General features: G+C 71.5%; 23 protein-coding genes. 6 read left to right on the top strand and 17 right to left on the bottom strand.

Annotated features, from left to right (window positions below):
• Window positions 1-8: 8 nt before the first annotated feature.
• The 7 genes from B100_RS0102240 to B100_RS0102205 form a co-directional block, all read right to left on the bottom strand.
• Window positions 9-1,169, bottom strand: coding sequence for an aldose epimerase family protein (locus B100_RS0102240; RefSeq protein WP_024882849.1), 1,161 nt, complete (start codon window positions 1,167-1,169; stop codon window positions 9-11).
• A 55-nt stretch (window positions 1,170-1,224) separates the two neighbouring features.
• Window positions 1,225-2,469, bottom strand: a complete 1,245-nt coding sequence (gene mmsB / locus B100_RS0102235) for a multiple monosaccharide ABC transporter permease (protein ID WP_024882848.1) — start codon at window positions 2,467-2,469, stop codon at window positions 1,225-1,227.
• Entirely contained in the window at window positions 2,466-4,016 is a 1,551-nt protein-coding gene (gene mmsA / locus B100_RS0102230) for a multiple monosaccharide ABC transporter ATP-binding protein (RefSeq protein WP_024882847.1), read from the bottom strand. The genes mmsB and mmsA overlap by 4 nt, the downstream gene beginning before the upstream one ends.
• Before the next feature lie 32 nt (window positions 4,017-4,048).
• Complete coding sequence (gene chvE / locus B100_RS0102225; protein ID WP_024882846.1) at window positions 4,049-5,161, bottom strand: multiple monosaccharide ABC transporter substrate-binding protein; 1,113 nt, start codon at window positions 5,159-5,161, stop codon at window positions 4,049-4,051.
• A 190-nt stretch (window positions 5,162-5,351) separates the two neighbouring features.
• Entirely contained in the window at window positions 5,352-6,320 is a 969-nt protein-coding gene (locus B100_RS0102215) for a hypothetical protein (RefSeq protein WP_024882845.1), read from the bottom strand.
• A gap of 180 nt (window positions 6,321-6,500) precedes the next feature.
• A complete protein-coding gene (locus tag B100_RS0102210) occupies window positions 6,501-7,529 on the bottom strand; it encodes an alcohol dehydrogenase catalytic domain-containing protein (RefSeq protein WP_024882844.1) in 1,029 nt (342 codons plus the stop codon).
• Window positions 7,526-8,689: a mandelate racemase/muconate lactonizing enzyme family protein gene (locus B100_RS0102205; RefSeq protein WP_024882843.1), complete on the bottom strand. Its 1,164-nt coding sequence runs from the start codon at window positions 8,687-8,689 to the stop codon at window positions 7,526-7,528. The genes B100_RS0102210 and B100_RS0102205 overlap by 4 nt, the downstream gene beginning before the upstream one ends.
• A 241-nt stretch (window positions 8,690-8,930) precedes the next feature.
• Between B100_RS0102205 and B100_RS0102200 the strand changes: the two genes are divergently transcribed.
• A complete protein-coding gene (locus tag B100_RS0102200; RefSeq protein WP_024882842.1) occupies window positions 8,931-9,773 on the top strand; it encodes an SCO2400 family protein in 843 nt (280 codons plus the stop codon).
• A gap of 395 nt (window positions 9,774-10,168) precedes the next feature.
• Here the strand turns inward: B100_RS0102200 and B100_RS0102195 are convergent, their stop codons facing one another.
• Window positions 10,169-10,618, bottom strand: a complete 450-nt coding sequence (locus B100_RS0102195; protein WP_024882841.1) for a MarR family transcriptional regulator — start codon at window positions 10,616-10,618, stop codon at window positions 10,169-10,171.
• A gap of 91 nt (window positions 10,619-10,709) precedes the next feature.
• On the opposite strand from B100_RS0102195, the gene B100_RS0102190 reads away from it, so the two are divergent.
• The 3 genes from B100_RS0102190 (at window position 10,710) to B100_RS0102180 (ending at window position 13,286) form a co-directional block, all read left to right on the top strand.
• A complete protein-coding gene (locus B100_RS0102190) occupies window positions 10,710-11,732 on the top strand; it encodes an MDR family NADP-dependent oxidoreductase (RefSeq protein WP_024882840.1) in 1,023 nt (340 codons plus the stop codon).
• A 145-nt stretch (window positions 11,733-11,877) separates the two neighbouring features.
• The gene (locus B100_RS0102185) at window positions 11,878-12,675 is read left to right on the top strand and encodes an EI24 domain-containing protein (RefSeq protein WP_024882839.1); all 798 of its coding nucleotides are present in this window, start codon (window positions 11,878-11,880) and stop codon (window positions 12,673-12,675) included.
• On the top strand, window positions 12,672-13,286 hold the full coding sequence (locus tag B100_RS0102180) for a LysE family transporter (protein WP_024882838.1): 615 nt from the start codon (window positions 12,672-12,674) through the stop codon (window positions 13,284-13,286). The genes B100_RS0102185 and B100_RS0102180 overlap by 4 nt, the downstream gene beginning before the upstream one ends.
• Here B100_RS0102180 and B100_RS0102175 read toward each other — a convergent pair.
• From B100_RS0102175 to B100_RS0102165, 3 genes are all read right to left on the bottom strand, one after another.
• The gene (locus tag B100_RS0102175) at window positions 13,258-14,526 is read right to left on the bottom strand and encodes a pyroglutamyl-peptidase I family protein (RefSeq protein WP_024882837.1); all 1,269 of its coding nucleotides are present in this window, start codon (window positions 14,524-14,526) and stop codon (window positions 13,258-13,260) included. The genes B100_RS0102180 and B100_RS0102175 overlap by 29 nt on opposite strands.
• A gap of 326 nt (window positions 14,527-14,852) precedes the next feature.
• Window positions 14,853-15,824 carry an aldose epimerase family protein gene (locus B100_RS0102170; protein WP_024882836.1) on the bottom strand — a complete coding sequence of 324 codons (972 nt, stop codon included), beginning with the start codon at window positions 15,822-15,824 and terminating at the stop codon, window positions 14,853-14,855.
• Between the two features lie 15 nt (window positions 15,825-15,839).
• The gene (locus B100_RS0102165; RefSeq protein WP_024882835.1) at window positions 15,840-16,730 is read right to left on the bottom strand and encodes an SGNH/GDSL hydrolase family protein; all 891 of its coding nucleotides are present in this window, start codon (window positions 16,728-16,730) and stop codon (window positions 15,840-15,842) included.
• A 275-nt stretch (window positions 16,731-17,005) separates the two neighbouring features.
• On the opposite strand from B100_RS0102165, the gene B100_RS0102160 reads away from it, so the two are divergent.
• Entirely contained in the window at window positions 17,006-17,500 is a 495-nt protein-coding gene (locus tag B100_RS0102160; protein ID WP_024882834.1) for a DUF3145 domain-containing protein, read from the top strand.
• A 204-nt stretch (window positions 17,501-17,704) separates the two neighbouring features.
• On the opposite strand, the gene fabF is transcribed toward B100_RS0102160, so the two are convergent.
• The 5 genes from fabF to fasR all read right to left on the bottom strand — a co-directional run bounded on the left by fabF (window position 17,705) and on the right by fasR (window position 22,674).
• On the bottom strand, window positions 17,705-18,976 hold the full coding sequence (fabF, locus tag B100_RS0102155) for a beta-ketoacyl-ACP synthase II (RefSeq protein ID WP_024882833.1): 1,272 nt from the start codon (window positions 18,974-18,976) through the stop codon (window positions 17,705-17,707).
• Window positions 18,977-19,081: 105 nt separating this feature from the next.
• Complete coding sequence (locus tag B100_RS0102150; protein WP_004931691.1) at window positions 19,082-19,330, bottom strand: acyl carrier protein; 249 nt, start codon at window positions 19,328-19,330, stop codon at window positions 19,082-19,084.
• Window positions 19,331-19,410: 80 nt separating this feature from the next.
• Window positions 19,411-20,442 carry a ketoacyl-ACP synthase III gene (locus B100_RS0102145; RefSeq protein WP_024882832.1) on the bottom strand — a complete coding sequence of 344 codons (1,032 nt, stop codon included), beginning with the start codon at window positions 20,440-20,442 and terminating at the stop codon, window positions 19,411-19,413.
• 22 nt (window positions 20,443-20,464) lie between these two features.
• A complete protein-coding gene (locus B100_RS0102140; protein WP_024882831.1) occupies window positions 20,465-21,379 on the bottom strand; it encodes an ACP S-malonyltransferase in 915 nt (304 codons plus the stop codon).
• Window positions 21,380-21,468: 89 nt separating this feature from the next.
• Window positions 21,469-22,674: a fatty acid biosynthesis transcriptional regulator FasR gene (gene fasR / locus B100_RS0102135; RefSeq protein ID WP_024882830.1), complete on the bottom strand. Its 1,206-nt coding sequence runs from the start codon at window positions 22,672-22,674 to the stop codon at window positions 21,469-21,471.
• A 143-nt stretch (window positions 22,675-22,817) separates the two neighbouring features.
• Here fasR and B100_RS0102130 point away from each other — a divergent pair, with 143 nt between their 5' ends.
• Window positions 22,818-23,474, top strand: coding sequence for a pirin family protein (locus B100_RS0102130; RefSeq protein ID WP_199785202.1), 657 nt, complete (start codon window positions 22,818-22,820; stop codon window positions 23,472-23,474).
• 32 nt (window positions 23,475-23,506) lie between these two features.
• Here B100_RS0102130 and B100_RS0102125 read toward each other — a convergent pair whose 3' ends face one another.
• Window positions 23,507-23,866, bottom strand: a complete 360-nt coding sequence (locus B100_RS0102125; protein WP_024882828.1) for a DUF1330 domain-containing protein — start codon at window positions 23,864-23,866, stop codon at window positions 23,507-23,509.
• Window positions 23,867-23,930: the final 64 nt, after the last annotated feature.

Below are 23,930 nucleotides of genomic sequence, written 5' to 3'. Positions count from 1 at the left end.
GGACCTCCTCAGACCCCGAACGAGTGGACCGTCGTCGTCCGGTACGTCCGGCCCGGCCGCAGCACGGTCGAGGGGAACGAGGGACGGTTGGGCGAGTCCGGGAAGTGCTGGGTCTCCAGGCACAGCCCGTCGCCCTGCCGGTACACCCGGCCGCCGCTGCCGACGAGGGTGCCGTCGAGGAAGTTGCCGGAGTAGAACTGCAGGCCCGGCTCGTTCGTCGCGATGCGAAGGGTGCGGCCGGAGGACGGGTCGCGCAGGGTCGCCACGTGTTCCGGCCGGGCGGTGATGCCCTTGTCGAGCACCCAGTTGTGGTCGAAGCCCTGCCCGTACAGCAGCTGCTGGTGGGCGGTGCGGATGTCCCGTCCGACCGGCTTGGCCCGCCGGAAGTCGAACGGGGTGCCCGCGACCTTCGCCAGCTCGCCCGTGGGGATCAGCCCCGCGTCGATCGGCGTGTAGCGGGCGGCGGCCACGGACAGCTCGTGGTCCAGGACGCTGCCGCTGCCCTCGCCGGCCAGGTTCCAGTAGACGTGGCTGGTGAGGTTGACGACCGTGGGCCGGTCGGTGACCGCCTCGTAGTCGACACGCCAGTCGCCGTCCCGGGTGAGGGTGTACGTCACCTTGGTGCGCAGGGTGCCCGGGTAGCCCATCTCGCCGTCGGAGGAGGTGTAGTACAGGTACAAGCCGACGTCGGAGCCCCGGGTGAACGGCTCGACGTCCCACACCCGCTTGTCGAAGCCCTGCGCGCCGCCGTGCAGGCTGTTCTCGCCGTCGTTGACGGAGAGCTGGTACCGCTTGCCGTCGAGGGTGAAGGTGCCCTTCCCGATGCGGTTGCCGTAGCGGCCGATCAGCGCGCCGAAGTACGGGCTGGAGGCGACGTAGTCCTCCAGGGCGGCGAAGCCGAGGGAGACGTTGGCGCGCCGGCCGCGCCGGTCGGGGATCTCCAGCGACTGGACGATGCCGCCGTAGGAGAGGACCTTCAGCCGGGTTCCGCCGTTCTCCAGCGTCCAGCGGTCCACCCGGGTGCCGTCCGCGAGCCTGCCGAACGGCTCCCGGACCGGCTTGGTCCGTCCCCCGGACGAGGCGTACGCCGTGCCGCCGCCCAGGGCGGTGGTGGCTGCCACGCCGGCCGCGGCGGCTCCCGCGATGACCGTGCGTCTGTTCAGTTCCATCAGTGCGGCTCCCTGAAGGGAAGGGGCCCCGCCGTGCGGCGGGGCCCGGGCTGACTTACGAACCGACCTTGCGCTTGTTCCACACGTCGAAGCCGACCGCGGCCAGCAGGGCCAGGCCCTTGATGACCTGCTGCCAGTCGGTGCCGACGCTGAGGAGGTTCATGCCGTTGTTCAGCACGCCGAGGACGAGACCGCCGATGATGGCGCCGAGGACGGTGCCGACACCGCCGCTCATGGAGGCCCCGCCGATGAACGCCGAGGCGATCGCCTCGAGTTCGAAGTTGAGACCCGCCTTCGGCGAGGCCGCGTTCAGCCGGGCGGCGACCACCAGACCGGCCAGGGCCGCGAGCATGCCCATGTTCAGGAAGACGTAGAAGGTGACCTTCTTGTCCTTCACGCCGGACAGCTTGGCCGCCGGCAGGTTGCCGCCGATCGCGTAGATGTGACGGCCGAACACGGCGTTGCGCATCACGTAGCTGTAGCCGACCACGAGCACGCCCAAGATCAGCAGCACGACCGGGGTGCCCTTGTAGCTGGCGAGCAGCAGGGTGACGGTGAGGATCGCGGCGGTGACCGCGACCAGCTTCAGCAGGAACAGGTTCCTCGGCAGCACGTCCAGCGAGAACGACTGCTGCCGCCTGCGGTCCCGGACCTCCTGGAGGACCACGGCCGCGACCAGCACCAGGCCGAGCAGCAGCGTGAGGTTGTGGTAGTTGGTCTCCGGGCCGACCTCCGGCAGGAAGCCCATGCCGATCTTCTGCTCGCCCTCGGGGAACGGGCCGAGGGTCTGGCCCTCCAGGTAGATCTCCGTCAGACCGCGGAAGATCAGCATGCCCGCGAGGGTGACGATGAACGACGGTATGCCGCCGTACGCGATGAGGAACCCCTGCACGGCCCCGGAGACCGCGCCGATGACCAGGCACAGCGCCACGGCCAGCGGCCATGGCATGTCGTTCTTGACCATGAGCACGGCGGCCAGGGCGCCGACGAACGCGGTCAGTGATCCCACCGACAGGTCGATGTGGCCCGCGATGATGACCAGCATCATGCCGATCGCGAGGATCAGGATATGGCTGTTCTGCAGCACCAGGTTGGAGACGTTGCGGGGCAGCAGCAGGTCGCCGTCGGTCCACACCGCGAACAGCGTCACGATCAGGCCGAGGGCGATCAGCATGCCGTACTGCCGCATGTTGCGGCGCATGCCCTCGAGGACCAGCCCCCACAGTCCGCCGCCCGGGGCCCCGCCGCCCTTGCCGGACGGCGCCGGGGCCGGCGTCTTGGCGGTCACATCCGTGCTCATCGCGTTACCTCTTTGTCCTTCGTCATCTGGCGCATCAGCGATTCCTGCGTGGCCTCGGACCGTGAGAACTCCCCGGTCAGCCGCCCGGCGGCCATGGTGTAGATGCGGTCGCACATGCCGAGCAGCTCCGGCAGCTCGGAGGAGATGAAGACGACCGCCTTGCCCTCGGCGGCCAGCCGGTCGATGACCGTGTAGATCTCGTACTTGGCGCCCACGTCGATGCCGCGGGTGGGCTCGTCCAGGATCAGCACGTCGGGGCCCGTGAAGATCCACTTGCTGAGGACGACCTTCTGCTGGTTGCCGCCCGACAGCTTGTTCACCGGCTCGAACACGGTCGGCGCCTTGATGTTCATGGACGTGCGGAAGGACTCGGCGACCGTCCGCTCCTCGTGCTCGTCGACCACACCGGCCCTCGACACCTTGCCGAGCGCGCTCAGCGAGATGTTCCGGTTGATGGTGTCGATGAGGTTGAGCCCGAAGTGCTTGCGGTCCTCGGTGACATAGGCGATCCCGTGCTTGACCGCCTCGGGGACGCTCCGGGTGCGGATCTCCTCGCCGTCCTTGACCACCGTGCCGCCGGCGTACCGGCCGTAGCTACGGCCGAAGACGCTCATCGCCAGTTCCGTGCGGCCCGCGCCCATCAGCCCGGCGATGCCGACGATCTCCCCGCGCCGCACGTGCAGCGACACGTCGTCGACCACCTTGCGGTACTGGTCGATGGGGTGGTGCACGGTCCAGTCGCGGATCTCCAGGGCCGGCGCCGCGCCCTCCTCCGGCTGGTGCGGGGTGCGTTCCGGGAAGCGGTTCTCCAGGTCCCGGCCGACCATGCCGCTGATGATCCGGTCCTCGGTGGTCTCCGGGGCCTTCACGTCGAGCGTCTCGATGGTCCGCCCGTCGCGCAGGATGGTCACCGAGTCGGCGACCCGGCGGATCTCGTTGAGCTTGTGGGAGATGATGATCGAGGTGATGCCCTGCTTCTTCAGCTCGAGGATCAGGTCCAGGAGCTTGCCGCTGTCCTCGTCGTTCAGCGCCGCCGTCGGCTCGTCGAGGATGAGCAGCCGCACCTTCTTCGACAGCGCCTTGGCGATCTCCACGAGCTGCTGCTTGCCGACGCCGATGTCGGCGACCCGGGTCTCCGGGTGGTCGTCGAGCCCCACCCGGCGCAGCACCTCGGTGGCGTGCCGGAGGGTCTCGTTCCAGTCGATGAACCCGCGGGGGGCGTGTTCGTTGCCGAGGAAGATGTTCTCCGCGAGGGAGAGGAACGGCACCAGCGCCAGTTCCTGGTGGATGATGACGATGCCGCGCTGCTCGCTCGCCCGGATGTCCTTGAAGCGGCAGACCTCTCCGTCGAAGAGGATCTCCCCCTCGTAACTGCCGTGCGGATGCAGGCCCGAGAGCACCTTCATCAGGGTGGACTTGCCGGCGCCGTTCTCCCCGCAGACGGCGTGGACCTCGCCCTGCCGGACGGTCAGGTTGACGTCCGACAGCGCTTTGACGCCGGGAAAGGTCTTGACGATCGAGCGCATTTCCAGGACGGGTCCCGCCATGGTCGTGCCTTCCAATCCTTAGGGGGCGGCGGTTACTTGAGGTCGCTTTCCTTGTAGTAGCCGGAGTCGACGAGGGCCTTCTCGTAGTTGTCCTTGTTCACGGCGACCGGCTCCAGCAGGTAGGCCGGCACCACCTTCGAGCCGTTGTCGTACGTCTTGGTGTCGTTGACCTCGGGCTTCTTGTCGTTGAGCAGGGCGTCCACCATGTCGGAGGACACCTTCGCGAGCTTGCGGAGGTCCTTGTAGACGGTCATCGACTGGTCACCGGCGATGATCGACTTCACCGAGGCGACCTCGGCGTCCTGGCCGGTGATGACCGGCAGCGGCTTGCTCGCGGTGCCGTAGCCGTCCGACTTCAGCGCCGACAGGATGCCGATGGAGATGCCGTCGTAGGGCGAGAGCACCGCGTCGACCTTGGCGCTCTTGTACGACTTGGTGAGGATGTCGTCCATGCGCCGCTGGGCGGTGGCGCCGTCCCAGCGCAGCGTGGTGACCTGGGTCAGCTCCGTCTGGCCGGAGCGGACGACGAGCTGCTTCTTGTCGATGTAGGGCTGGAGGACGTTCATCGCGCCCTGGAAGAAGTAGCGGGTGTTGTTGTCGTCGTTGGAGCCGGCGAACAGCTCGATGTTGAACGGGCCCTTCTCGCTGCCGTCCGCCAGGCCGAGCTGCTCGGCGATGTAGGTGCCCTGAAGCTCGCCGACCTTCTCGTTGTCGAAGGAGGCGTAGTAGTCGACGTTCTCGGTGCCGAGGATCAGGCGGTCGTAGGAGATGACCGGGATGTCGGCGTCGGCGGCCTGCTGGAGCACGTTGCCCAGCGACTTGTTGTCGATGGCCGCCACGATCAGGGCGTCCACGCCCTGCGTGATCATGTTCTCGATCTGGGAGACCTGCTGGTCCGGCTCGTCCTCGCCGAACACCAGCTTGGTCTTGTAGCCCTTGTCCTCCAGGTTCTTGACGACGTTGTTGCCGTCGGCGATCCACCGCTCGGAGGACTTGGTCGGCATCGCGATGCCGATGGTCGCTCCCTCGGAGCTCCCCTTCTTGTTCTCGCTGCCGCCCTCGCTGTTCTGGCCGCAGGCGGTCAGGGCGAGGGCGAGGGAGACGGCGGTGGCCGTGGTGGCGAATGCGGCTCTGCGGTTGCGCATGATGATCATCCTTGATCGTCGGGCGGGTTGAGCGGATCGGGCGACTCGGTGGAGTCGGTGGAGTCGGTGGTGCCGTGTGCGAGGCGGTGCCGGGCCTGTGCCGGAAGGGCGTTCGCCCCCTGGGCCGAGAACAGGTGTGTGGGATTGTGCGCGGCTGTGTCCACTTGTGTGAAGCCGCGTTTCCGGAACGTTATGACGGGGTGTCGAACCTGCGCAGCTCGCCCGGCAGCCGCGAACCGAGCGGCGCCATGTCGCCGTCGGCGCCGTGCCGGGCCAGCAGGTCCAGCGCCAGCCGGCCGCGCCGCACCCGCTCCTTCGCCGTCGTCAGGGCGACCTCCCGCAGGTGGTGGCCGTACGGGTAGATGCCGGGCGCCTTGGCCAGCCCGAACTTCAGGTACACCGGGGCGCCGCGCCGGATCAGCTCCGCCACCTCGTACATCCGCACATAACCACCCAGGTCGTCCGGCGCCTCGATGTACATGTCCATCGGGGCCGCCGACACCCGCCGGATCTCCGTGAGATGGGTGAGCGTCAGGTCGCTGGGCACGTTGACCGAGTCGGCGCCGAGCTGCTCCTGCACCGCGAACGACGCCGGGTTGACCGGCCCGACGAGCGCCGACACCTTCAGCGTGGTGTCCGCCGGGAGGATGCCCGCCGCCCGCGCCCGGTGCAGCGTCCACAGCACGCCCTCGTCGGCCACCAGCAGGCACTTCACGCCCAGCTCGGTGGCGCGCACCGCGTCCTCCACGCAGCCGGCCACCGCGTCGTGACCCCGGGCGCGCAGCCCGGCGCCGTTCGAGTCGGTGCGGACCGAGCCGCCGATGTCCCAGGTGCCGCGCGGGCCGGTGAACAGGCAGAGCTCGATGTCCCGTTCGGCGGTCGCCTCGACCATCTCGGTGATCTCGGCGTCGGTCAGCATCCACACGCCGCTGCCCTGGCTGATCCGGTGCACCGGCACGTCGAGGCGCGAGGACTCCTTCAGTACCACCGCCAGCGCCTCGGGTCCCTCGCAGGAGGGGACCTCGGTGCGCCAGCGGCCGCCGCCGGGGAAGGAGTGCGGCGAGGCGTCGACGGGGTCGAGGGCGGGCGCGCCCAGGCCGAGCGCGGCGAGCGCCTGCTCACCGGGCCTGCGGGGCGCCGTGACGGAAACGTCGGTCACAGGGTGTCCTTCGTGTTCGATATACCGGACATGGTTCGCGACCCGGGATGCGGGCCGACCGGGGCCGGTGCGGTACGGGTGACGGGAGCGGGAGGAACGGGACAGGGAGCCGGCGCGGTCGGGACGCGGGCGGAGCGCGCCGGTACGAGGGTCGTCGGCTCGTCCTCGTACCGGCGCGGATCAGGGACGGAGCAGGACCTTGCCCACCTTCGGATCACCGGACCCCACCAGCTCGATGGCGGCGGGGAACTCGGCGAGCGGCAGTTCGTGGGTGACCAGGGGCAGCGGGTCGAGCAGTCCGGCCGCGAACATCCGCACCGTGTGCGCCCAGGCGTCCGGCGGCGCGCCGAAGACGGTGTGCACCTCCAGCTGCCGCACCACCAGATCCGTCGGGTCGAGCCCGTCGGCGCCCGGCGCCGGGATGCCCGTGAGCACCAGTCGCCCGCCGCGCCGCAGCAGACCCGCCGCGGTGCGGGCCGCGTCGGCCGACCCGGCAGTCTCGATCACCACGTCGAAGTCGTCCGGGAGCGGCTGGTCCTTGGTGCGGAACGAGGTGGCCCCGAACTGCCGGGCCAGCGCCTCCCGGTCGTCCCTGGTGCCGACCACCAGCAGCTCGGCGGGCGAGGCGGCGCGCAGGAACTGCGTGGCGCACATGCCCAGCGTGCCGGTGCCCACCACCGCCACCCGCTCACCGGGCACGGCACGCGCCTTCAGCGCGGCGGCGGCGATGCAGGCGGCCGGCTCCAGCAGCGCGGCGGCGGACAGGTCGGCGTCGTCCGGCAGGACGTGCAGCAGGCGGGCGGGCAGGGTCAGCGTGGGGGCCATGGCGCCCGGCTGGGTGAAGCCGGTCTCCTCGTAGCCCGCGGTGCACAAGGTCGTCTCACCGGCGTGACAGCGGTCGCACACCTGGCAGTTGCGGAACCCCTCGCCGACCACCTTGCGGCCGGCCAGCTCCCCGGGCACGCCCGCGCCCACCCGCCACACCGTCCCGGACCACTCGTGGCCGGGCGTGAGCGGGTACCGCACGTACCCCTCGGGCCGGTTGCCCTGGTAGACCTCGCGGTCGCTGCCGCAGATGCCGGCCGCGTGCACCCGGACCAGCGCCTCGCCGGGACCGGGCTCGCGCGGCTCGTGCGGGACCAGGCGGTGCGCGCCGGGCGCCTCGACGACGACGGCGGCACCCCCGGCGGGGGCGTCCGGGGCGCTCACTTCGTGCCCTTGGGCTTGCGCTGCTCCCAGCCCTCGGCCCACAGGTCGAACCGGGCCTGCTGCTGCGGGAACTCGGCCGCGGCGTCGACGTCCAGCTCCACCCCGAGGCCGGGCGCGTCGGAGAGGTGGAAGCAGCCGTCCTCCGGGTCGACCACGGGTGCGCCCTTGACCACCTTCTTGATCTCCGCGTCGGCGAAGTCGTTGAAGTGCTCCAGGATCTTGAAGTTCGGGGAGGTGAAGCCGACCTGGAGGGACGCGGCGGTGAGCACCGGGCCGCCGACGTTGTGCGGGGCGACCAGCATGTAGTGCGTCTCGGCGGTCGCCGCGAGCTTGCGGGTCTCCCAGATGCCGCCGATGTGGCCGACGTCCGGCTGCAGGATGTCGACCGCCTGGCTCTCGAACAGCTCGCGGAACTCGATGCGGTCGTGGATGCGTTCACCGGTGGCGACCGGCATGTCGACCTTCGCGGCGACCTTCTCCAGCGCCTTGAGGTTCTCCGGCGGCACCGGCTCCTCCAGCCACGCGGGCTTGAACGGCGCCAGTTCGTGCGCGAGACGGACGGCGGTGGCGGGGGAGAAGCGGCCGTGCATCTCCAGCATCAGCTCGGCCTCGGGGCCGATCGCGTCCCGCACCGCCTCGATCAGGGAGACGGCGTACAGGGTGTCCTTGTGGTCGAGTTCGAACTGGCCCGTGCCGAACGGGTCGATCTTCAGCGCCCGGTAGCCGCGCTCCATCACCGTCCGCGCCGCCTTGTGGTACGCCTCCGGGGTGCGCTCGGTGGTGTACCAGCCGTTGGCGTACGCCTTGACCTTGTCGGTGACCTTGCCGCCGAGCAGCTGCCAGACGGGGACGCCGAGCGCCTTGCCCTTGATGTCCCAGCAGGCCATCTCGACGACCGCGATCCCGGACATCACGATCTCGCCCGCGCGGCCGTAGTCGCCGTACTTCATGCGGCGGACCAGGTCCTCGACGGCGAACGGGTCCGAGCCGAGGACGTGGTTGGCCTCGGCCTCCCTCAAGTAGCCCAGGAGCGCGTCGGTGTGGCCGAGCATCCTGGTCTCGCCGACTCCGGTGATTCCCTCGTCGGTGTGCACCTGGACGTACGTCAGGTTGCGCCACGGCGTCCCGACCACGTGTGTGCTGATTCCGGTGATGCGCACGGCGGTTGCCCCTCGCTGCGGTGATGGACTGTCATCGGCGTGTGCGGTGGATCGACTCGTTCGATATTTCGTCACACGTTCGAAATGCTGGCGAGACACTAAGGACGGTGCGGCGGGGGTGTCAATGGGTCGCGCACATAACGGTTTCGGCAGGTTCGAAACCATTGCGTAAGCGTCCGCACCAAACCTTCACAGGAAGGCCTAGGAACCGGACCGGACCGGAATCTAACCTTCCCGCGTCATGGACTTTTGTCAGCCGTGCCGACGGCACCTCAACGGCGCTTTGGCCTGCCCCGGTTGCGGCACGCCCGTCGAGACGCTGCGCGCCCAGCAGGGGCAGGGCGCGCCGGCGCCCGTGCGGGGCGACGGCGACGCGCACCTCCGCGAGGACGCCGACCACGGCGCGTACGCCGACAACGATGCCTACGCGGGTGACGACGCCCGCGCCGAGGACCGCCCGGACGACGTGCGCGAGGACCGTGAGGACGTCGAGGCCGACGCCCCGCCGCAGGGACGGCGCGCCGCCCGGCGCCGGGGGCGGGAGCCGGAGGACGAGGACCGGCACACCGGGCCGAGCCGCCGCGACCGCAAGGCGGCGGCCCACCGCAGGCGGCGCAACCGCACCCTGATGGTCGTCGCGGGCTTCGTCCTCGCGGCCGGCGGACTGAGCCTGGCGGAACTGGGGCTGGACGCGCCCGGGTCGGAGGCCCGCCCGGCGGTCGCCGGTGAGGAGTCGGTCGACGGGGGCGCGGAGGCGGTCGAGCCGAGCGCGTCGGAGAGCGGTGGTTCCGCCGCGGAGGCCGGGACGCCCGGGACGTCACCCAGCCCCGGGGCGTCTGGGTCCGCCTCGGCGTCCGCGTCCTCACCCGAGGACGAGGAGTCGGAAGGGGCGGACGAGGAGTCGGCGGAGGCGACCGAGTCGTCGGCGCCCGCGGACGCGCCCACGACCGAGCCGGCGACACCTCCCACCGAGGAGGACCCGCCGGAGACGGAGGCCCCCGACCCCGATCCGACCACCGAGGAGCCGGAGCCGGAACCCGAACCCTCGCAAACCTGCAAGAAGTTCCTCTGGTGGTGCACCTGACCCGGACGCGGCCCGCACCGCACCCGATCCCGGTGACCTGAACGGCCTCCACCCGGGGGCCGCCGCAGCGCGCCCCCGAACATCACACCCGGCGGCCGCCCAACAGCCCCCACCCGCCGTGCCGGGCAGCGGCCCCACCGGCAGCCGTCGGTCGTACCGCGGCCGCCGCGAGCCGCCCCCGACCACAGCAGCCACCGTGAGCCGTCTCCGGGCCCAGCGGCCCTCACTCGCCGTCCCCCAGGCGCGCACTGCGGGCGGCGCCCGCCGCCTTGGGGCGTACCGGGGCGCGTCCTACCGCCCCCAGCCGCAGCGGCCCCCGCGCGCCGTCTCCCAGGGGTACAGCGGCCCCGCCGTCCCCCGAGCGTGGCGGCCGGCGCCCCCGTCGGAGTAGGGGGCTAGTCGCTCTCCGGCCCCAGCATGCGTCGCAGCGCGTCTCGTAGGGCCACCCGTTCCTGGTCCGACAGGCCCGCGAGCGGGGCGCGGGCGAACCGCAAGGACTCCTGGAGGCTCCGCGCCACCCGCCGCCCCTCGGCCGTCGCCGCCGCAAGCTTCACGCGTCGGTCCGCCGGGTCCGGCCGCCGCTCCACCAGTCCGCGCGCCTCCAGCCGGTCCACGATGCCGGTGACGTTCGACGGCTCGCACTTCAGCCGCTGCGCCAGCCTCCGCATCGGCAGCGGCTCCAGGCTGAGCAGGCTCAGCAGCTTCGCCTGGGCGCCGGTCAGCGTGTATCCGGCGGCCGCCTCCTCGTACTCCTCGTGGTAGCGCGCCACGACCGCGCCGATCAGCTCGACGACCTCCAGGGTGAGATCGTCGGGGCGGCTGGGCGTGGTGCGGGGTGTGGCCATGCTCTCCAGGGTACCCACTTGCTTGACAGCCTGAAATGTTCAGTCGCATGGTTGTTTCAGGTACTGAAGTATTCGAGGAAAGGTCCTCTTCATGTCCGACACCCCCACGCCCCCCGCCACCGCACGCGAATGGCAGCTGGCGAGCCGGCCGGTCGGCTGGCCCAAGCCGGAGGACTTCGCGTTCGTCGAGGCGGAGGTCCGCACCCCGGGCGAGGGCCAGGTGCTGGTGCGCAACGAGTACCTCTCCGTCGACCCGTACATGCGCGGCCGGATGAGCGCCGCCAAGTCCTACGTCGCCCCGTACGAGCTGGGCAAGGCCATGCAGGGCGGGGCCGTCGGCGAGGTCGTCGCGTCGAACGCCGAGGGGATCTCCGTCGGCGACCACGTCCTGCACTTCTACGGCTGGCGCGAGTACGCCGTCGTCGACGCGAAGACCGCCGTCAAGGTGGACCCGGAGGCCGCCCCGCTGTCGGCGTACCTGGGCGTGCTGGGCATGACCGGCCTCACCGCCTACGCGGGCCTGCTGCGCACCGCCTCCTTCAAGGAGGGCGACTCCGTCTTCGTGTCCGGCGCGGCCGGCGCCGTCGGCAGCCAGGTCGGCCAGATCGCCAAGCTCAAGGGCGCCTCCCGGGTGATCGGCTCCGCCGGGTCCGACGAGAAGGTCAAGCTCCTCACCGAGGAGTACGGCTTCGACGCCGCGTTCAACTACAAGAACGGCCCCGTGAGCGAGCAGCTGCGCGCCGCCGCCCCCGACGGCGTCGACGTGTACTTCGACAACGTGGGCGGGGACCACCTGGAGGCGGCCATCGGCTCCCTCAACCGGGACGGCCGCATCGCCATCTGCGGCGCCATCTCCGTCTACAACAACACCGAGGCCGCACCCGGCCCGAAGAACCTCGCCCGGCTGATCCAGACCCGCGGCCGCATCGAGGGCTTCCTGGTCGGCGACCACTACGACCTGCAGCCGCAGTTCGTCCAGGAGGTCGGCGCCTGGATCCGCTCGGGCGAGCTGAAGTACCGCGAGACGGTCGTCGAGGGCATCGAGAACAACCTGGACGCCTTCCTCGGCGTCCTGCGCGGCGACAACACCGGAAAGATGATCGTCAAGCTCTGACGGCGGGCGACAGACGGCAGACGCCGGCCGGGCGGGCCGTGACGCCCGCCCGGCCGGCCTCGTTGCGTACGGCGTGGGCCGCATCCCTGGACGTGGGGTGCGGCCCACGCCCGTCACCCGTCCGGGCGCCCGCTACAGTCCTCCCATGCGCGATCTCGGGGCAGGGTTCCGGTACTTGCTGAAGGGCCAGAAGTGGGTCGGCCGGCACGGCAGGAGTTACGGCTTCGGGCTGCTGCCCGGACTGATCACCCTGGTGCTGTACGCGGCGGCCCTGATCTCGCTCGCCCTGTGGGGCGCGGATCTGGTCGGCTGGGCGACGCCGTTCGCCGACGACTGGGCCGACCCCTGGGCGGGCCTGTTCCGCGGCTTCCTCACCGCCGTGCTGTTCGCGCTCGGCCTGCTGCTGAGCGTGCTCACCTTCACCGCCGTGACCCTGCTCGTCGGGCAGCCGTTCTACGAGAGCCTCTCCGAGAAGGTCGACCGTGACGTCTCGCCCGACGGCACCGCGCCCGAGTCGGACCTGCCGCTCTGGCGCGAGCTGTGGATCTCCGCCCGCGACAGCCTCCGCATCGTGGTGCGCGCGGCCGTGTGGGCGGTGCTGCTGTTCGCCCTCGGGTTCATCCCGGTGGCCGGACAGACCGTCGTCCCGGTGATCGGCTTCTTCGTCACCGGGTTCTTCCTCACCGAGGAGCTCACCGCCGTCGCCCTCCAGCGGCGCGGTGTGCAGCTGCGCGAACGCCTCACGCTGCTGCGGTCCCGCAAGACCCTCGTGTGGGGCTTCGGCACCCCCCTGGCGGTCGCCTTCCTCGTGCCGTTCGTCGCGGTGTTCCTGATGCCCGGCGCCGTCGCCGGTGCCACCCTCATGGCCCGGGACCTCCTCGGCGAGGAGACCAAGGACGACGACAGCGCCGCCGAGTCCGAGGAGGAGGGCGTCGACGCGTGACCGAGGTCCTCGCCGTCGCCGTCATCACCGTCCTCGCGGTGATCGCCCCGGGCGCCGACTTCGCCATGGTGGTCCGCAACAGCTATCTCTACGGCCGCCGCACCGGGCTGCTCGGTGCCGCCGGGGTGGCCGCCGGGGTCCTGGTGCACGTCACCTACACGATGCTCGGCGTGGGGCTGCTGATCGCCTCCTCCGCCTTCCTCTTCACGGTCGTCAAACTGACCGGCGCGGCCTACCTCGTGTACATCGGCGTCCGCACCTTCCGCACCCGCGCCGAGGTCACCGTCGACCTGGAGCACCGCACCGGCCTGACACCGCTCGCCGCCCTGCGCACCGGGTTCCTGACCAACGTCCTCAACCCCAAGACGACCCTCTTCGTCGTCTCGACCTTCGCGCAGGTCGTCGACCCCGGCACCCCGCTCCTGAGGCAGGCGGGCTACGGCCTGTTCATGTCGCTGGCCCACCTGCTGTGGTTCGGCGTCGTCGCGCTGTTCTTCTCCCACGACCGGATGCGCGGCCTGATGCTGCGCGGCCAGCGGGTCCTCAACAAGGTGATCGGGACCGCGCTGGCCGGCCTCGGCGTCAGCCTCGCGCTCGCTCCGACGCACTGACCGCGACGGCCACGACGGCGCGCACCTGGGCGATGATGTCCAGCCGGTTCCGCACGAAGCGCGGGTCGGTGACCTCCGTGGTGTTGCCCGCGCCGAACTCCAGCACCGGGGTGTGCACATGTCCGCCCGGAAGCGTGTCGTGCAGTCCCAGGCGGTCGCGCAGCAGCGTCGCCCGGTAGGCGATCTCGTTGGACAGGTAGTCGCCGCCGCCCCCGGCCCGCGCCGTCGAGCCGGGCGTCGGCCCGTCGGGCCGGTCCACCTTCTCCGTCCCGCCCGCCGGGATCTCCGTGACCGTCGTGTTGTCGTACACCGGGAACCGGCCGGTGTCCGCCGCGACGACCGCCGCGTACGGCAGTGTCGTCGACGTCCACTGCGGCTGCGAGGCGGGGTCGGAGACCGGCACGATCTCGGGGGTGCCGGTGTTCTCGTTGTCTCCCAAGCCGCCCCGCCACGCGCCGTTCGTCCGCTCGACGTCGATGCGGCCCACCCGGCCCTGGCTGACCGTGGTGAACAGGTCGACCTCCGGCAGATGCGGCCGCAGCGCCCGCTCCACCGTGCCGTCGGTGAAGTCCCGCCAGCGCACCGGGAACACGGCCGTCTCGACGCGCGCCGGGCCGCTCGCCGTCTCGATCACCGTGCCGTCCAGGGCCAGCGCGACGGCGCCCGAAGGGTTGGAGATGCGGATGTCCCGGTCCAGGGTGAACGGGTCGAAGCCGGTCACGAGCACCCGCTTCAGGCCCTTGCCGTGCGGATACCTGATCGCGGTCTGCCCGCGCGAGGTCTGCTCCAGCGTGTCGAGCAGCTTCGCCCGCCGCGCCTCGTCCAGCCCGAACCGCGGTTCCCAGCCCCGCAGTTCGCGGGTCATGCCGAGCCGCGCCCAGTACAGCGGCCGGTCGTCGTCCCGGCTCAGGTCGCCGCCCGCGGGGCCCCGCCCCTGCGCCCGGTCCACCGCCCCGCGCCACAGGGCGGAGCCCTCCCGCTCCACGACGCGCCGGGCCTCGGCGTAGGAGCGGGCCCGGTCCAGGGCACGGGCGAAGGCGGGCGCGACGGTGTCGAAGCCGGAGCGGCGGAGTATCTCCTGGGGCGCGGCCTCGTCGAGACGCAGCTCCTCGACGGTCGGCGGTGCGGCGGTGCCGGTGGTCGGGGCCGCCGGTCCGGTCGCGGTCGCGGTCGTGGGGGCGGACAGGGCGGTCAGCAGGGCCAGACCGAGCACACCGATGCGCACACGGGGAGAGATCACGGGATGGGGGCCTTCCGTCGTCGTGGGGTACGGGTGGATGCCGGAGGCCCGCAGTATCGCGTGACCGGGGTGGATCACACCACGGTGCGACGGACACCGCCCGACGCGTACCGGAGCGGCGGGGGAACACCACTGGCCGAATGTGAAGGGTTCGTACGGGATTCGCCGCGGGAGCGGGATCGGCAGCGACCGGAAGCGGCTCAGCGGTTAACGTCGGGTCCCGGCGGGGTACCCCATGAACAGCCCCGGCCCGGGACCCTGACCCCGGACCGGGGCTCATGTGTGTCCGGGCCCGCCGCGCCTGGGCCCCGCGCGAGGCCCGCCCGCTACCGCGCGGAGAAGCCGTACACCGTCTCGGAGCGGAACACCTCGCCCGGCCTCAGCACCGTGCCCGGGAACTCCGGACGGTTCGGCGAGTCCGGGAAGTGCTGCGTCTCCAGCGCGATGCCCGCACCCGGCTCGAACGGCTCCCCGATGTGGTCCGCCGTGTACACCTGCATGCCCGGCTCGGTGGTCGCCACGGTCAGCACCCGGCCCGACGCGGGGTCGTACAGCTCGGCCACCTCCTCGGCGGCCGGCGTCACCCCCTTGTCCAGCACGAAGTTGTCGTCGTAGCCGCTGCCGGTCTTGCGCGCCTCGCGGAAGTCGTAGCGGGTGCCGGAGACGTCCGCCGGTTCACCGGTCGGGATCAGATCCGGGCCGGACGGCGTCCAGCGGGAGGCGGCCAGCCGCAGCTCGTGTCCGGAGGCGGAGCCGGAACCGGCCAGGTTCCAGTACGTGTGGTTCGTCAGGTTCACGTGCGTCGCGGCGTCCGTCACCGCCTCGTACGCGAGGTGCAGCGCGCCCCGCTCGTCCAGCGTGTACGTCACCGTGACCTCCAGGCGGCCCGGGAAGCCCTCCTCGCCGTCCTCGGAGACCAGCGACAGGCGCAGACCGTGCTCCACCTCGGTGACGTCCCAGACGCGCTTGTCGAAGCCCCGCTCACCGCCGTGCAGCGAGTTCGGCCCGTCGTTCGGCGCGAGGGTGCGTTCGACGCCGTCCAGGGTGAAGCGCGCGCCCGCGATCCGGTTGGCGTACCGGCCGATGAGGGCACCCAGGAAGGGCTCCGGATGCGCGAGGTAGCCGTCCAGGCCGGTGAACCCCAGCACTACGTTCCCGGTCCGCCCGTCCCGGTCCGGCACCTCGACGTCCTGCACGATGCCGCCGTACGACAGGATCCGTACCCGTACGCCCGCCCGCTCCAGGGTCCAACGGTGCACCGGCGTGCCGTCGGAAAGTGTGCCGAAGAGTTCGTTCATGTGCGAAACAATAGGTCACGGGCCTGGCGCCGTGACCGTCCGGTAGGCGATCTCCGCCAGCTTGGCCTGTCCGTCGACGCTCGGGTGGAACCAGTCCCAGCGGCTCAGCTGCGCGGTGCCGAACCGGTACGCGTACACCTCGCCGTCGTCGGAACGGCAGCGGCGGTCCTTGGCGCAGACCTCGCGCAGCACCTCGTTGTAGTCCTCCACGCGCTTCTGCACCGTCGCCCGCCGCTCGGTCGCCGCCGCGTCCAACGCGTCCGCGTCGCCCAGCATCGACGGGCAGATGCCCAGCTGCCACACCTGCTTGCCCAGCGCGCTGGTCCGCCCCTGCGACCACAGCCGCTTCAGGTCGGGCACGCTCGCCACGTACACCTGCGTCTTCGGCAGCGACCGGCGCAGCGTACGCATCGCCGCCTCGAAGTTCGCGCGGAACTCCGCCACCGGTGTCATCGCCGCCACGCTCTCCCGGCAGGCGTCGTTCGCCCCCGCCATCACCGCCACCAGCTCCGGGGCGCGCCGCACCGCCCGCTCCATCTGTGCGGGCAGGTCCTCCATCCGGGCCCCGGTCGCCGCGTAGTTCCAGCTCCGCCCGGCCGCGCCGGCCCGCCCCAGCAGCCGTACGGCGAGACTGTCGACCTCCTCGCTGCCGCCGGTCGCCCAGGACACCTCCGGACAGTCCGTCAGCACCGCGCACGCGTCGAACCCCCGGGTGATCGAGTCACCGACGGCGGCCACCGAGTCCGGGCGGGTGTCCCACAGCGGCGTGGGCCGGGCGGACGACGCCTTCGTCCCCGCGGCGCCGGGAGCGTCACCGCCGACGGCGTCGCAGCCCGCCACGCCGAACGCGACGGCCGCCACCGCGGCGAGCACGGCCCTGCCCCGCCTCCGCGTCGCCTGCTCCATCCGTCGCCTCCCCGCACGTCCCGCTGTCATCCGTCCGACCCCCAACCCATAACAACGCACGGGAGTTCCCGCTCGTCCGGGGGGCCCGTCCGGAAGCAACCCACGTCACCCGCACCGGCGTCCTGCCGGGTGAACGGCGCGACTTTCCCCCCGCCGGGACGGACGGTACGTCACACTCCTTGCGCCGTCGCACGGTAGCCTCGCCATCAGCGCGGCCCGGCGGGCCGTGGCTGTTCCGCCCGATCGAAGACGACCCGCTCAGCCCGGAGGTTCCGGTGACGACTCGTGGAGTTCTGTACGTGCACTCCGCGCCGCGCGCGTTGTGCCCGCACGTCGAGTGGGCCGTCGCCGCGGTGCTCGGCACGCGCGTCAGCCTGGACTGGATCCGCCAGCCGGCCTCCCCCGGCACCTGGCGCTCGGAGTTCTCCTGGCAGGGCCAGGCCGGCACCGCCTCCAAGCTCGCCTCCGCGCTGCGCGGCTGGCAGATGCTGCGCTTCGAGGTCACCTCCGAGCCGTGCCCCAGCGCGGAGGGCGAGCGCTACAGCTGCACCCCCGACCTCGGCATCTTCCACGCCGTCACCGGCATCCACGGCGACATCCTCATCCCGGAGGACCGCCTGCGCGCCGCCCTGGTCCGCTCCCGCGCGGAGGAGACCGACCTCGAGTCGGAGATCGCCAAGCTCCTCGGCAAGCCCTGGGACGACGAACTGGAACCCTTCCGCTACGCGGGCGAAGGCGCCCCGGTCCGCTGGCTCCACCAGGTCGTGTAGCGCCCCGAAGGGGCGCGGAGAACTGCGCCCTCAACCCCCACGAACCCGCAGCCAGGCACGCGCCCGAAGGGGCGCGGGGAACTGCGCGACAAGCCCCCACCGGCCCGCAGGCATCCAGGGGCGCGGGGGACTGCGCTCAAGGCGAACACCAGAAGGGGCCCACCTCCCAGAGGTGAACCCCTTCCGGACCGCCCCGGGGGGCGATCAAATCGTCCGGAACGCCAAGACCACGTTGTGCCCACCGAACCCGAACGAGTCGTTCAACGCGGCGATCCGCCCGTCCACGGGCAGCTTCCGCGCCTCACCGCGCACCACATCCGCAGCCGCCTCGGCCTCAGGATCCAGGTTCTCCACGTTGATCGTCGGCGGCGCCACCCGGTGGTACAGCGCCAGCACCGTGGCGACGGACTCCACGCCACCCGCGCCACCGAGCAGGTGCCCGGTCATCGACTTCGTCGCGGAGACCGCCATGTGGTCCGCGTCGTCCCCGAAGACCTTCCGCAGCGCCTTCAGCTCGGCGATGTCGCCCGCCGGCGTCGACGTCGCGTGCGCGTTCACGTGCACGATCTCCGCCGGGTCCAGGTCCGTGCGGTCCATCAGGTTCTGCAGGGCGTGCGAGATGCCCCGCCCCTCCGGCTCCGGCTGCACGATGTCGTGCGAGTCGGCCGAGATGCCCTGGCCGACCGCCTCCGCGTAGACGCGGGCGCCGCGCGCGGCGGCGTGCTCGGCGGACTCCAGGACGACCACACCCGCGCCCTCGCCGAGGACGAAGCCGTCCCGGGCGACGTCGTAGGGGCGCGAGGCACCCTGCGGGTCGTCGTTGTTCTTGGACATCGCCATCATGTTGCCGAACGCGGCGATCGGCAGCGGGTGGATCGCCGCCTCCGTACCGCCCGCGACGACCACGTCGGCGCGCCCGGTGCGGATCATCTCGATGGCGTAGCCGATGGCCTCCGCGCCCGAGGCGCACGCGGACACCGGGGTGTGCACGCCCGCGCGGGCGCCGACCGCGAGACCCACGTTCGCGGACGGGCCGTTCGGCATCAGCATGGGGACGGTGTGCGGGGAGACACGGCGTACGCCCTTCTCCTTCAGCACGTCGTACTGGTCCAGCAGGGTCGTCACGCCGCCGATGCCGGAGGCGATCACGGCGCCCAGCCGGTCGGGGTCGACGTTCGGGTCCTCGCCGGCCTTGGCCTCGAACCCGGCGTCCGCCCACGCCTCCTTGGCCGCCACGAGCGCGAACTGCGCCGAGCGGTCCAGGCGGCGGGCCTGCGGCCGGGGGATGACCTCGGTGGGTTCCACGGCCACGGGGGCCGCGATACGGACCGCCTGCTCGGCGGCCCACTCCTGCTCCAGGGGCTTCACGCCGGAACGACCGGCGACGAGGCCCTCCCAGGTAGAGGCCGCGTCGCCACCCAGCGGTGTGGTTGCGCCGATACCGGTGACGACCACGGTGCGATTGGTCGAGCTCATCGGAATTCTTTCTCCAACGATTGACGAGGATGCGTACGGCGCCACCGCCGGGTGGCGGGGCCGGGGTGATCCCCGGCCCTGACGGGGCTCACGCCCCGCGCGTGCTCAGGCCTGGTGCTTGAGGATGTAGTCGGTCGCGTCGCCGACGGTCTTGAGGTTCTTGACGTCGTCGTCCGGGATCTTGACGTCGAAGCGCTCTTCGGCGGCGACGACGACCTCGACCATGGACAGCGAGTCGACGTCCAGGTCGTCGGTGAAGGACTTGTCCAGCTGGACGTCCTCAACCGGGATGCCGGCGATCTCGTTCACGATCTCCGCGAGACCGGCGACGATCTCTTCCTGAGTGGCGGCCATGGTGGCGCTCCTTCTTTGTGATTCCAGAGGGTGTGGCGGTGTTTCCTCGCGTACCGGACGCATGATCCGGCACGGAGTGCCTAGGGGAGGGTAACGACAGTCGCGGCGAACACGAGACCCGCCCCGAAGCCGATGACGAGCGCGGTGTCGCCGCTCTTCGCCTCGCCGGTCGCCAGAAGCCGCTCCATCGCGAGCGGGATCGAGGCGGCCGAGGTGTTGCCGGTGGTGCGGATGTCACGGGCGACCGTGACGTGCTCCGGCAGCTTGAGGGTCTTCACCATCGAGTCGATGATCCGCACGTTGGCCTGGTGCGGGATGAAGACGTCCAGGTCGTCCGGGCTGATCCCGGCCGCGTCCAGCGCCTGCTGGGCGACCTTCGCCATCTCGAACACGGCCCAGCGGAACACCGCCTGGCCTTCCTGGGTGATTGCGGGGAACTTGATGTTGCCCTTGCTGTCCAGGGGCAGCTCGGAGACGTCCCCGATGTGGAAGCGGTCCCAGGAGACGGTCTGCTTGATGGTCTGCGCCTTGTCGCCCTCGGAGCCCCACACGGTCGGGCCGATGGCCGGCTCCTGCGAGGGACCGACGACCACGGCGCCCGCGCCGTCACCGAACAGGAAGGCCGTCGCGCGGTCCTCCAGGTCGGTCAGGTCGCTGAGCCGCTCGACGCCGATGACCAGGACGTACTCGGCGGAACCCTCGACGACCATGCCCTTGGCGAGGGTCAGGCCGTAGCCGAAGCCCGCGCAGCCGGCGGAGATGTCGAAGGCGGCCGCCTTGTCCGTGCCGAGCTTGTCGGCGATCTCGGTGGCGATGGCCGGGGTCTGGGCGAAGTGCGACACGGTCGACACGACCACGGCGCCGATCTGCGCGGCGTCGATCCCGGCGTCCGCGATCGCCTTGCCGGACGCCTCGATCGACATCGCGGCGACGGTCTCCTCGGGGGAGGCCCAGTGCCGGGTCTCGATCCCGGAGCGCGAGCGGATCCACTCGTCGGACGAGTCGATCGTCTCGAGGATCACCTCGTTCGGCACGACCCGGGTGGGACGGTAGCCGCCCACGCCGAGGATGCGCGCGTACGGGGCGCCCTTGCTGGGCTTGATCTTCGCCATGCGGGTCGGCTCCTTAAGGGCGTCAGGCGGCGTGCTCGGCGACGAGCTCGCGGGCCGCTTCGAGGTCGGCGGGGGTCTTCAGGGCCAGCGTCTTGACGCCGGGGAGGGCACGCTTGGCCAGGCCGGTGAGGGTCCCGCCGGGGCAGAGCTCCAGGAGGGCCGTGACGCCGAGGTCCTTGAAGGTCTCCATGCACAGGTCCCAGCGGACCGGGTTGGCGACCTGGCCGACCAGGCGCTCCAGCACCTCGGTGCCGGTCGCGACCGCCTTGCCGTCCTTGTTGGACACGTAGGCGACCTTCGGGTCGGCGGGCGCGAGGGCCTTGGCGGCCTCCGCCAGCGTCTCGGCCGCGGGGCCCATGTGGTGGGTGTGGAAGGCGCCGGCGACCTTGAGCGGGACGACCCTGCGGACGCCCTCGGGCTTGTCCGCCTCCAGCGCGGCGATCTGCTCCTTGGTGCCGGCGGCGACGATCTGGCCGGCGCCGTTGATGTTCGCCGGGGTCAGCCCCAGTTTCTCCAGGTGCTTCACCGTCACCTCGGGGTCGCCGCCGAGCAGCGCCGCCATGCCGGTCTCGGTGATCGCGGCGGCGTCGGCCATGGCCAGACCCCGCTTGCGGACCAGGGAGAGGGCGGCGGTGTCGTCGAGCACACCGGCGAGGGCGGCGGCGGTGATCTCACCGACGCTGTGACCGGCGACCGCGCCGGGAGCGATGTCACCCAGTGCCGTGGCGGACAGCAGCCCGGCCGCGACCAGCAGCGGCTGCGCGACGGCCGTGTCGCGGATCGCGTCCGCGTCGGCCTTCGTGCCGTAGTGGGCGAGGTCGAGTCCGATGGCGTCGGACCATGCGGCGACACGGTCGGCGGCACCGGGGAGTTCGAGCCATTCGGTCAGGAAGCCGGGCGTCTGGGAGCCCTGGCCGGGAGCGACGAGTACGAGCACTCTCACACTCTCTCTTGGGGACGGGCGCGGCCGCCCGTGGGGACAAGGACGAAGAACCGAGGGGGGTTTTGTCGACCCCCCACAAAAGGCTAGGACTGGGGATCGCCATCGACCAGACGCCCCAGGATCAGCGCGATCCGCAGGGTGAACGCAGAGCGTACATCGGAGGGTGACCAACCGGTGACGTCTGTCACACGTCGAAGCCGGTAACGCACGGTGTTGGGATGCACGAACAGCATGCGTGCCGCGCCCTCGAGGCTGCTCGCCTGCTCCAGATACACACTGAGTGTCTCCAGCAGCGCCGCGCCTGCCTCCTCCAGCGGTCTGTAGATCTCCTCCACCAACTGCTCGCGCGCCGAGGGGTCCCCGGCCATCGCGCGCTCCGGCAGCAGATCGTCCGCCAGTACCGGGCGCGGGGCGTCCTGCCAGGCGGAACACGCCTTGAGGCCGGCGGCGGCGGCCTGCGCGGACCGGGTCGCGGCCAGCAGGTCCGGCACCACGGGCCCGGCGACGACGGGACCGGCCGCGTACGGCCCGATCAGCGACTTCGCGACGGCCAGCGGGTTGTCGCTGCCGCCCGCGATGACGACGAGCCGGTCGCCGAGCACCCCGGTGAGCACCTGGAGCTTGGCGTGCCGGGCGGCCCGCCGGATCGCCTCCACGGTCAGCTCGGAATCCCCGTCGGGGGCGGTGCCCAGCACCACGCACACGTGCTCCGGCGAGTTCCAGCCGAGGGCGGCGGCCCGCGACACGGCGCCCTCGTCGGCCTCCCCGCTGAGTACGGCGTTCACCACCAGCGACTCCAGGCGTGCGTCCCAGGCACCGCGTGCCTCGGCGGCCTGGGCGTACACCTGGGCGGTGGCGAAGGCGATCTCGCGGGCGTACACGAGGAGCGCCTCGCGCAGCACGCTCTCGTCGCCCGGCGCCGCCACCTCGTCGATGGCGGTCTCCATCACCTCGATCGTGGTCCGCACCATCTCCACGGTCTGGCGCAGTGTGATGGCCCGGGTCAGCTCGCGCGGCGCCGTGCCGAAGACGTCGGTGGAGATGGCCTGCGGGGCGTCGGGGTGCCGGAACCACTCGGTGAAGGCGGCGATGCCCGCCTGGGCGACCAGACCGATCCAGGAACGGTTCTCCGGGGGCATGGCCCGGTACCAGGACAGTGTCTCGTCCATCCGCGCGATGGCCTGGGCGGCGAGACTGCCGGACGACTGCTCCAGCCGCTTGAGGGTCGCCGGGTGCGGATGGGCGGGGCGTGCGTCGGGTTCGGGCGTACTGGTTTCGGGTTCGGGCACGGGGACAAGACTGCCTCATCCGGACGGCCGCGCGTGCCCCGGGTCGCGCCCCGGCCGCCGGTCCGTGCCCCGCGCCCGGGCTCCGGTGCCCCCGCCGTGCGCCGTCCCGGCCCCGCCGCACAGGGCCTACGGTGGATGCCGTGATGGACGTGAGGCGGGCGAGCGAGCGCTTTCGGGGCGGCGATCCGGCGGCCGGGATCGAGACGTGGCACGCCCTCTCCTTCGGCCCGCACTACGACCCGGACAACCTCCGCTTCGGCGCGGTGATCGCCTGCAACGAGGAGCACCTGGGCCCGGGCGCCGGCTTCGACGAGCACCCGCACAGCCACACCGAGATCGTCACGTGGGTGGTCGCGGGCGAGCTGACCCACCGTGACTCCACGGGGCAGGAGACGGTGATCCGCCCCGGCGACGTGCAGCGCCTCAGTGCGGCGTCGGGCGTGCGGCACGTGGAGCGCAACGCGGGCCGGTCCTCGCTGACCTTCCTCCAGATGTGGCTGGCCCCGCTGAAGCCGGGCGGCGAGCCGCGCTACGAGGTCGTCCGCGGCATAGCGGACTCCACGCCGTACGCCCTCCCGGAGGCGGGGGCGATGCTGCACGTCCGCCGCCTGTCGCCGGGCGGGCGGACGGCGGTCCCGGACGCGCCGTACGTCTACGCCCATGTGGTCCGCGGCACGGTCCGCCTGGACGGCGAGCTGCTGGAACCGGGCGACGCGGCCCGCCTCACGGACGAGAAGAACATCGAGGCGGTGGCGGTCACGGAGGCGGAGCTGCTGCTGTGGGAGATGTCAGGGTTCTGACCTCCCCGTGTCGGCCTCCGGCTCCGGCGATGTCAGCTGTCGGACGCCTGCGCCACCATGGCGCGGACCTGCTGTGCGAAGCCGCGGACGGTGAAACCGTCGGGAAGGCTGTCGACCAGGATGAGATCCGAGATCGCGTTGTTGACCCGCAGGGGACGGATGTCCCGGTACTCGGGGGAGTTGTACCAGGCCTCCGCCGCGGCGCGGTCGGGGAACTCCATGAGCACGACCGTCCCCGGCCACGCTCCTTCGACCACGTCCACGTCTCCCTGTGCGAGCCACTTGCCCCCGAACGGCGCGACGGTCGCCTCGACCTGCTCCAGGTAGGACAGCCCTGCCTCGTTGGGTACGTCACCGGGGATCCGCAGGTGGTTGATCAGGTAGGTGCTCATGTCGGTCTCTTTCCGTTCCGGTGCGTTTATATGTCGACTGTAATCTAACACTCGTCCGACGCCT

The organism is Streptomyces sp. CNH189 (assembly GCF_000527195.1).
Note: the sequence above shows the minus strand (reverse complement) of the source record. Positions and strands in the feature narration are given on the sequence as shown.

Excerpts from the sequence above, each read along its gene's own strand:
- B100_RS0102240 (WP_024882849.1), bottom strand. The coding sequence starts at position 1,169 with ATGGAACTGAACAGACGCACGGTCATCGCGGGAGCCGCCGCGGCCGGC.
- mmsB (WP_024882848.1), bottom strand. The coding sequence starts at position 2,469 with ATGAGCACGGATGTGACCGCCAAGACGCCGGCCCCGGCGCCGTCCGGC.
- mmsA (WP_024882847.1), bottom strand. The coding sequence starts at position 4,016 with ATGGCGGGACCCGTCCTGGAAATGCGCTCGATCGTCAAGACCTTTCCC.
- chvE (WP_024882846.1), bottom strand. The coding sequence starts at position 5,161 with ATGCGCAACCGCAGAGCCGCATTCGCCACCACGGCCACCGCCGTCTCC.
- B100_RS0102200 (WP_024882842.1), top strand. The coding sequence starts at position 8,931 with ATGGACTTTTGTCAGCCGTGCCGACGGCACCTCAACGGCGCTTTGGCC.
- B100_RS0102195 (WP_024882841.1), bottom strand. The coding sequence starts at position 10,618 with ATGGCCACACCCCGCACCACGCCCAGCCGCCCCGACGATCTCACCCTG.
- B100_RS0102190 (WP_024882840.1), top strand. The coding sequence starts at position 10,710 with ATGTCCGACACCCCCACGCCCCCCGCCACCGCACGCGAATGGCAGCTG.
- B100_RS0102185 (WP_024882839.1), top strand. The coding sequence starts at position 11,878 with ATGCGCGATCTCGGGGCAGGGTTCCGGTACTTGCTGAAGGGCCAGAAG.
- B100_RS0102170 (WP_024882836.1), bottom strand. The coding sequence starts at position 15,824 with ATGAACGAACTCTTCGGCACACTTTCCGACGGCACGCCGGTGCACCGT.
- B100_RS0102165 (WP_024882835.1), bottom strand. The coding sequence starts at position 16,730 with ATGGAGCAGGCGACGCGGAGGCGGGGCAGGGCCGTGCTCGCCGCGGTG.
- fabF (WP_024882833.1), bottom strand. The coding sequence starts at position 18,976 with ATGAGCTCGACCAATCGCACCGTGGTCGTCACCGGTATCGGCGCAACC.
- B100_RS0102150 (WP_004931691.1), bottom strand. The coding sequence starts at position 19,330 with ATGGCCGCCACTCAGGAAGAGATCGTCGCCGGTCTCGCGGAGATCGTG.
- B100_RS0102145 (WP_024882832.1), bottom strand. The coding sequence starts at position 20,442 with ATGGCGAAGATCAAGCCCAGCAAGGGCGCCCCGTACGCGCGCATCCTC.
- B100_RS0102130 (WP_199785202.1), top strand. The coding sequence starts at position 22,818 with ATGGACGTGAGGCGGGCGAGCGAGCGCTTTCGGGGCGGCGATCCGGCG.
- B100_RS0102125 (WP_024882828.1), bottom strand. The coding sequence starts at position 23,866 with ATGAGCACCTACCTGATCAACCACCTGCGGATCCCCGGTGACGTACCC.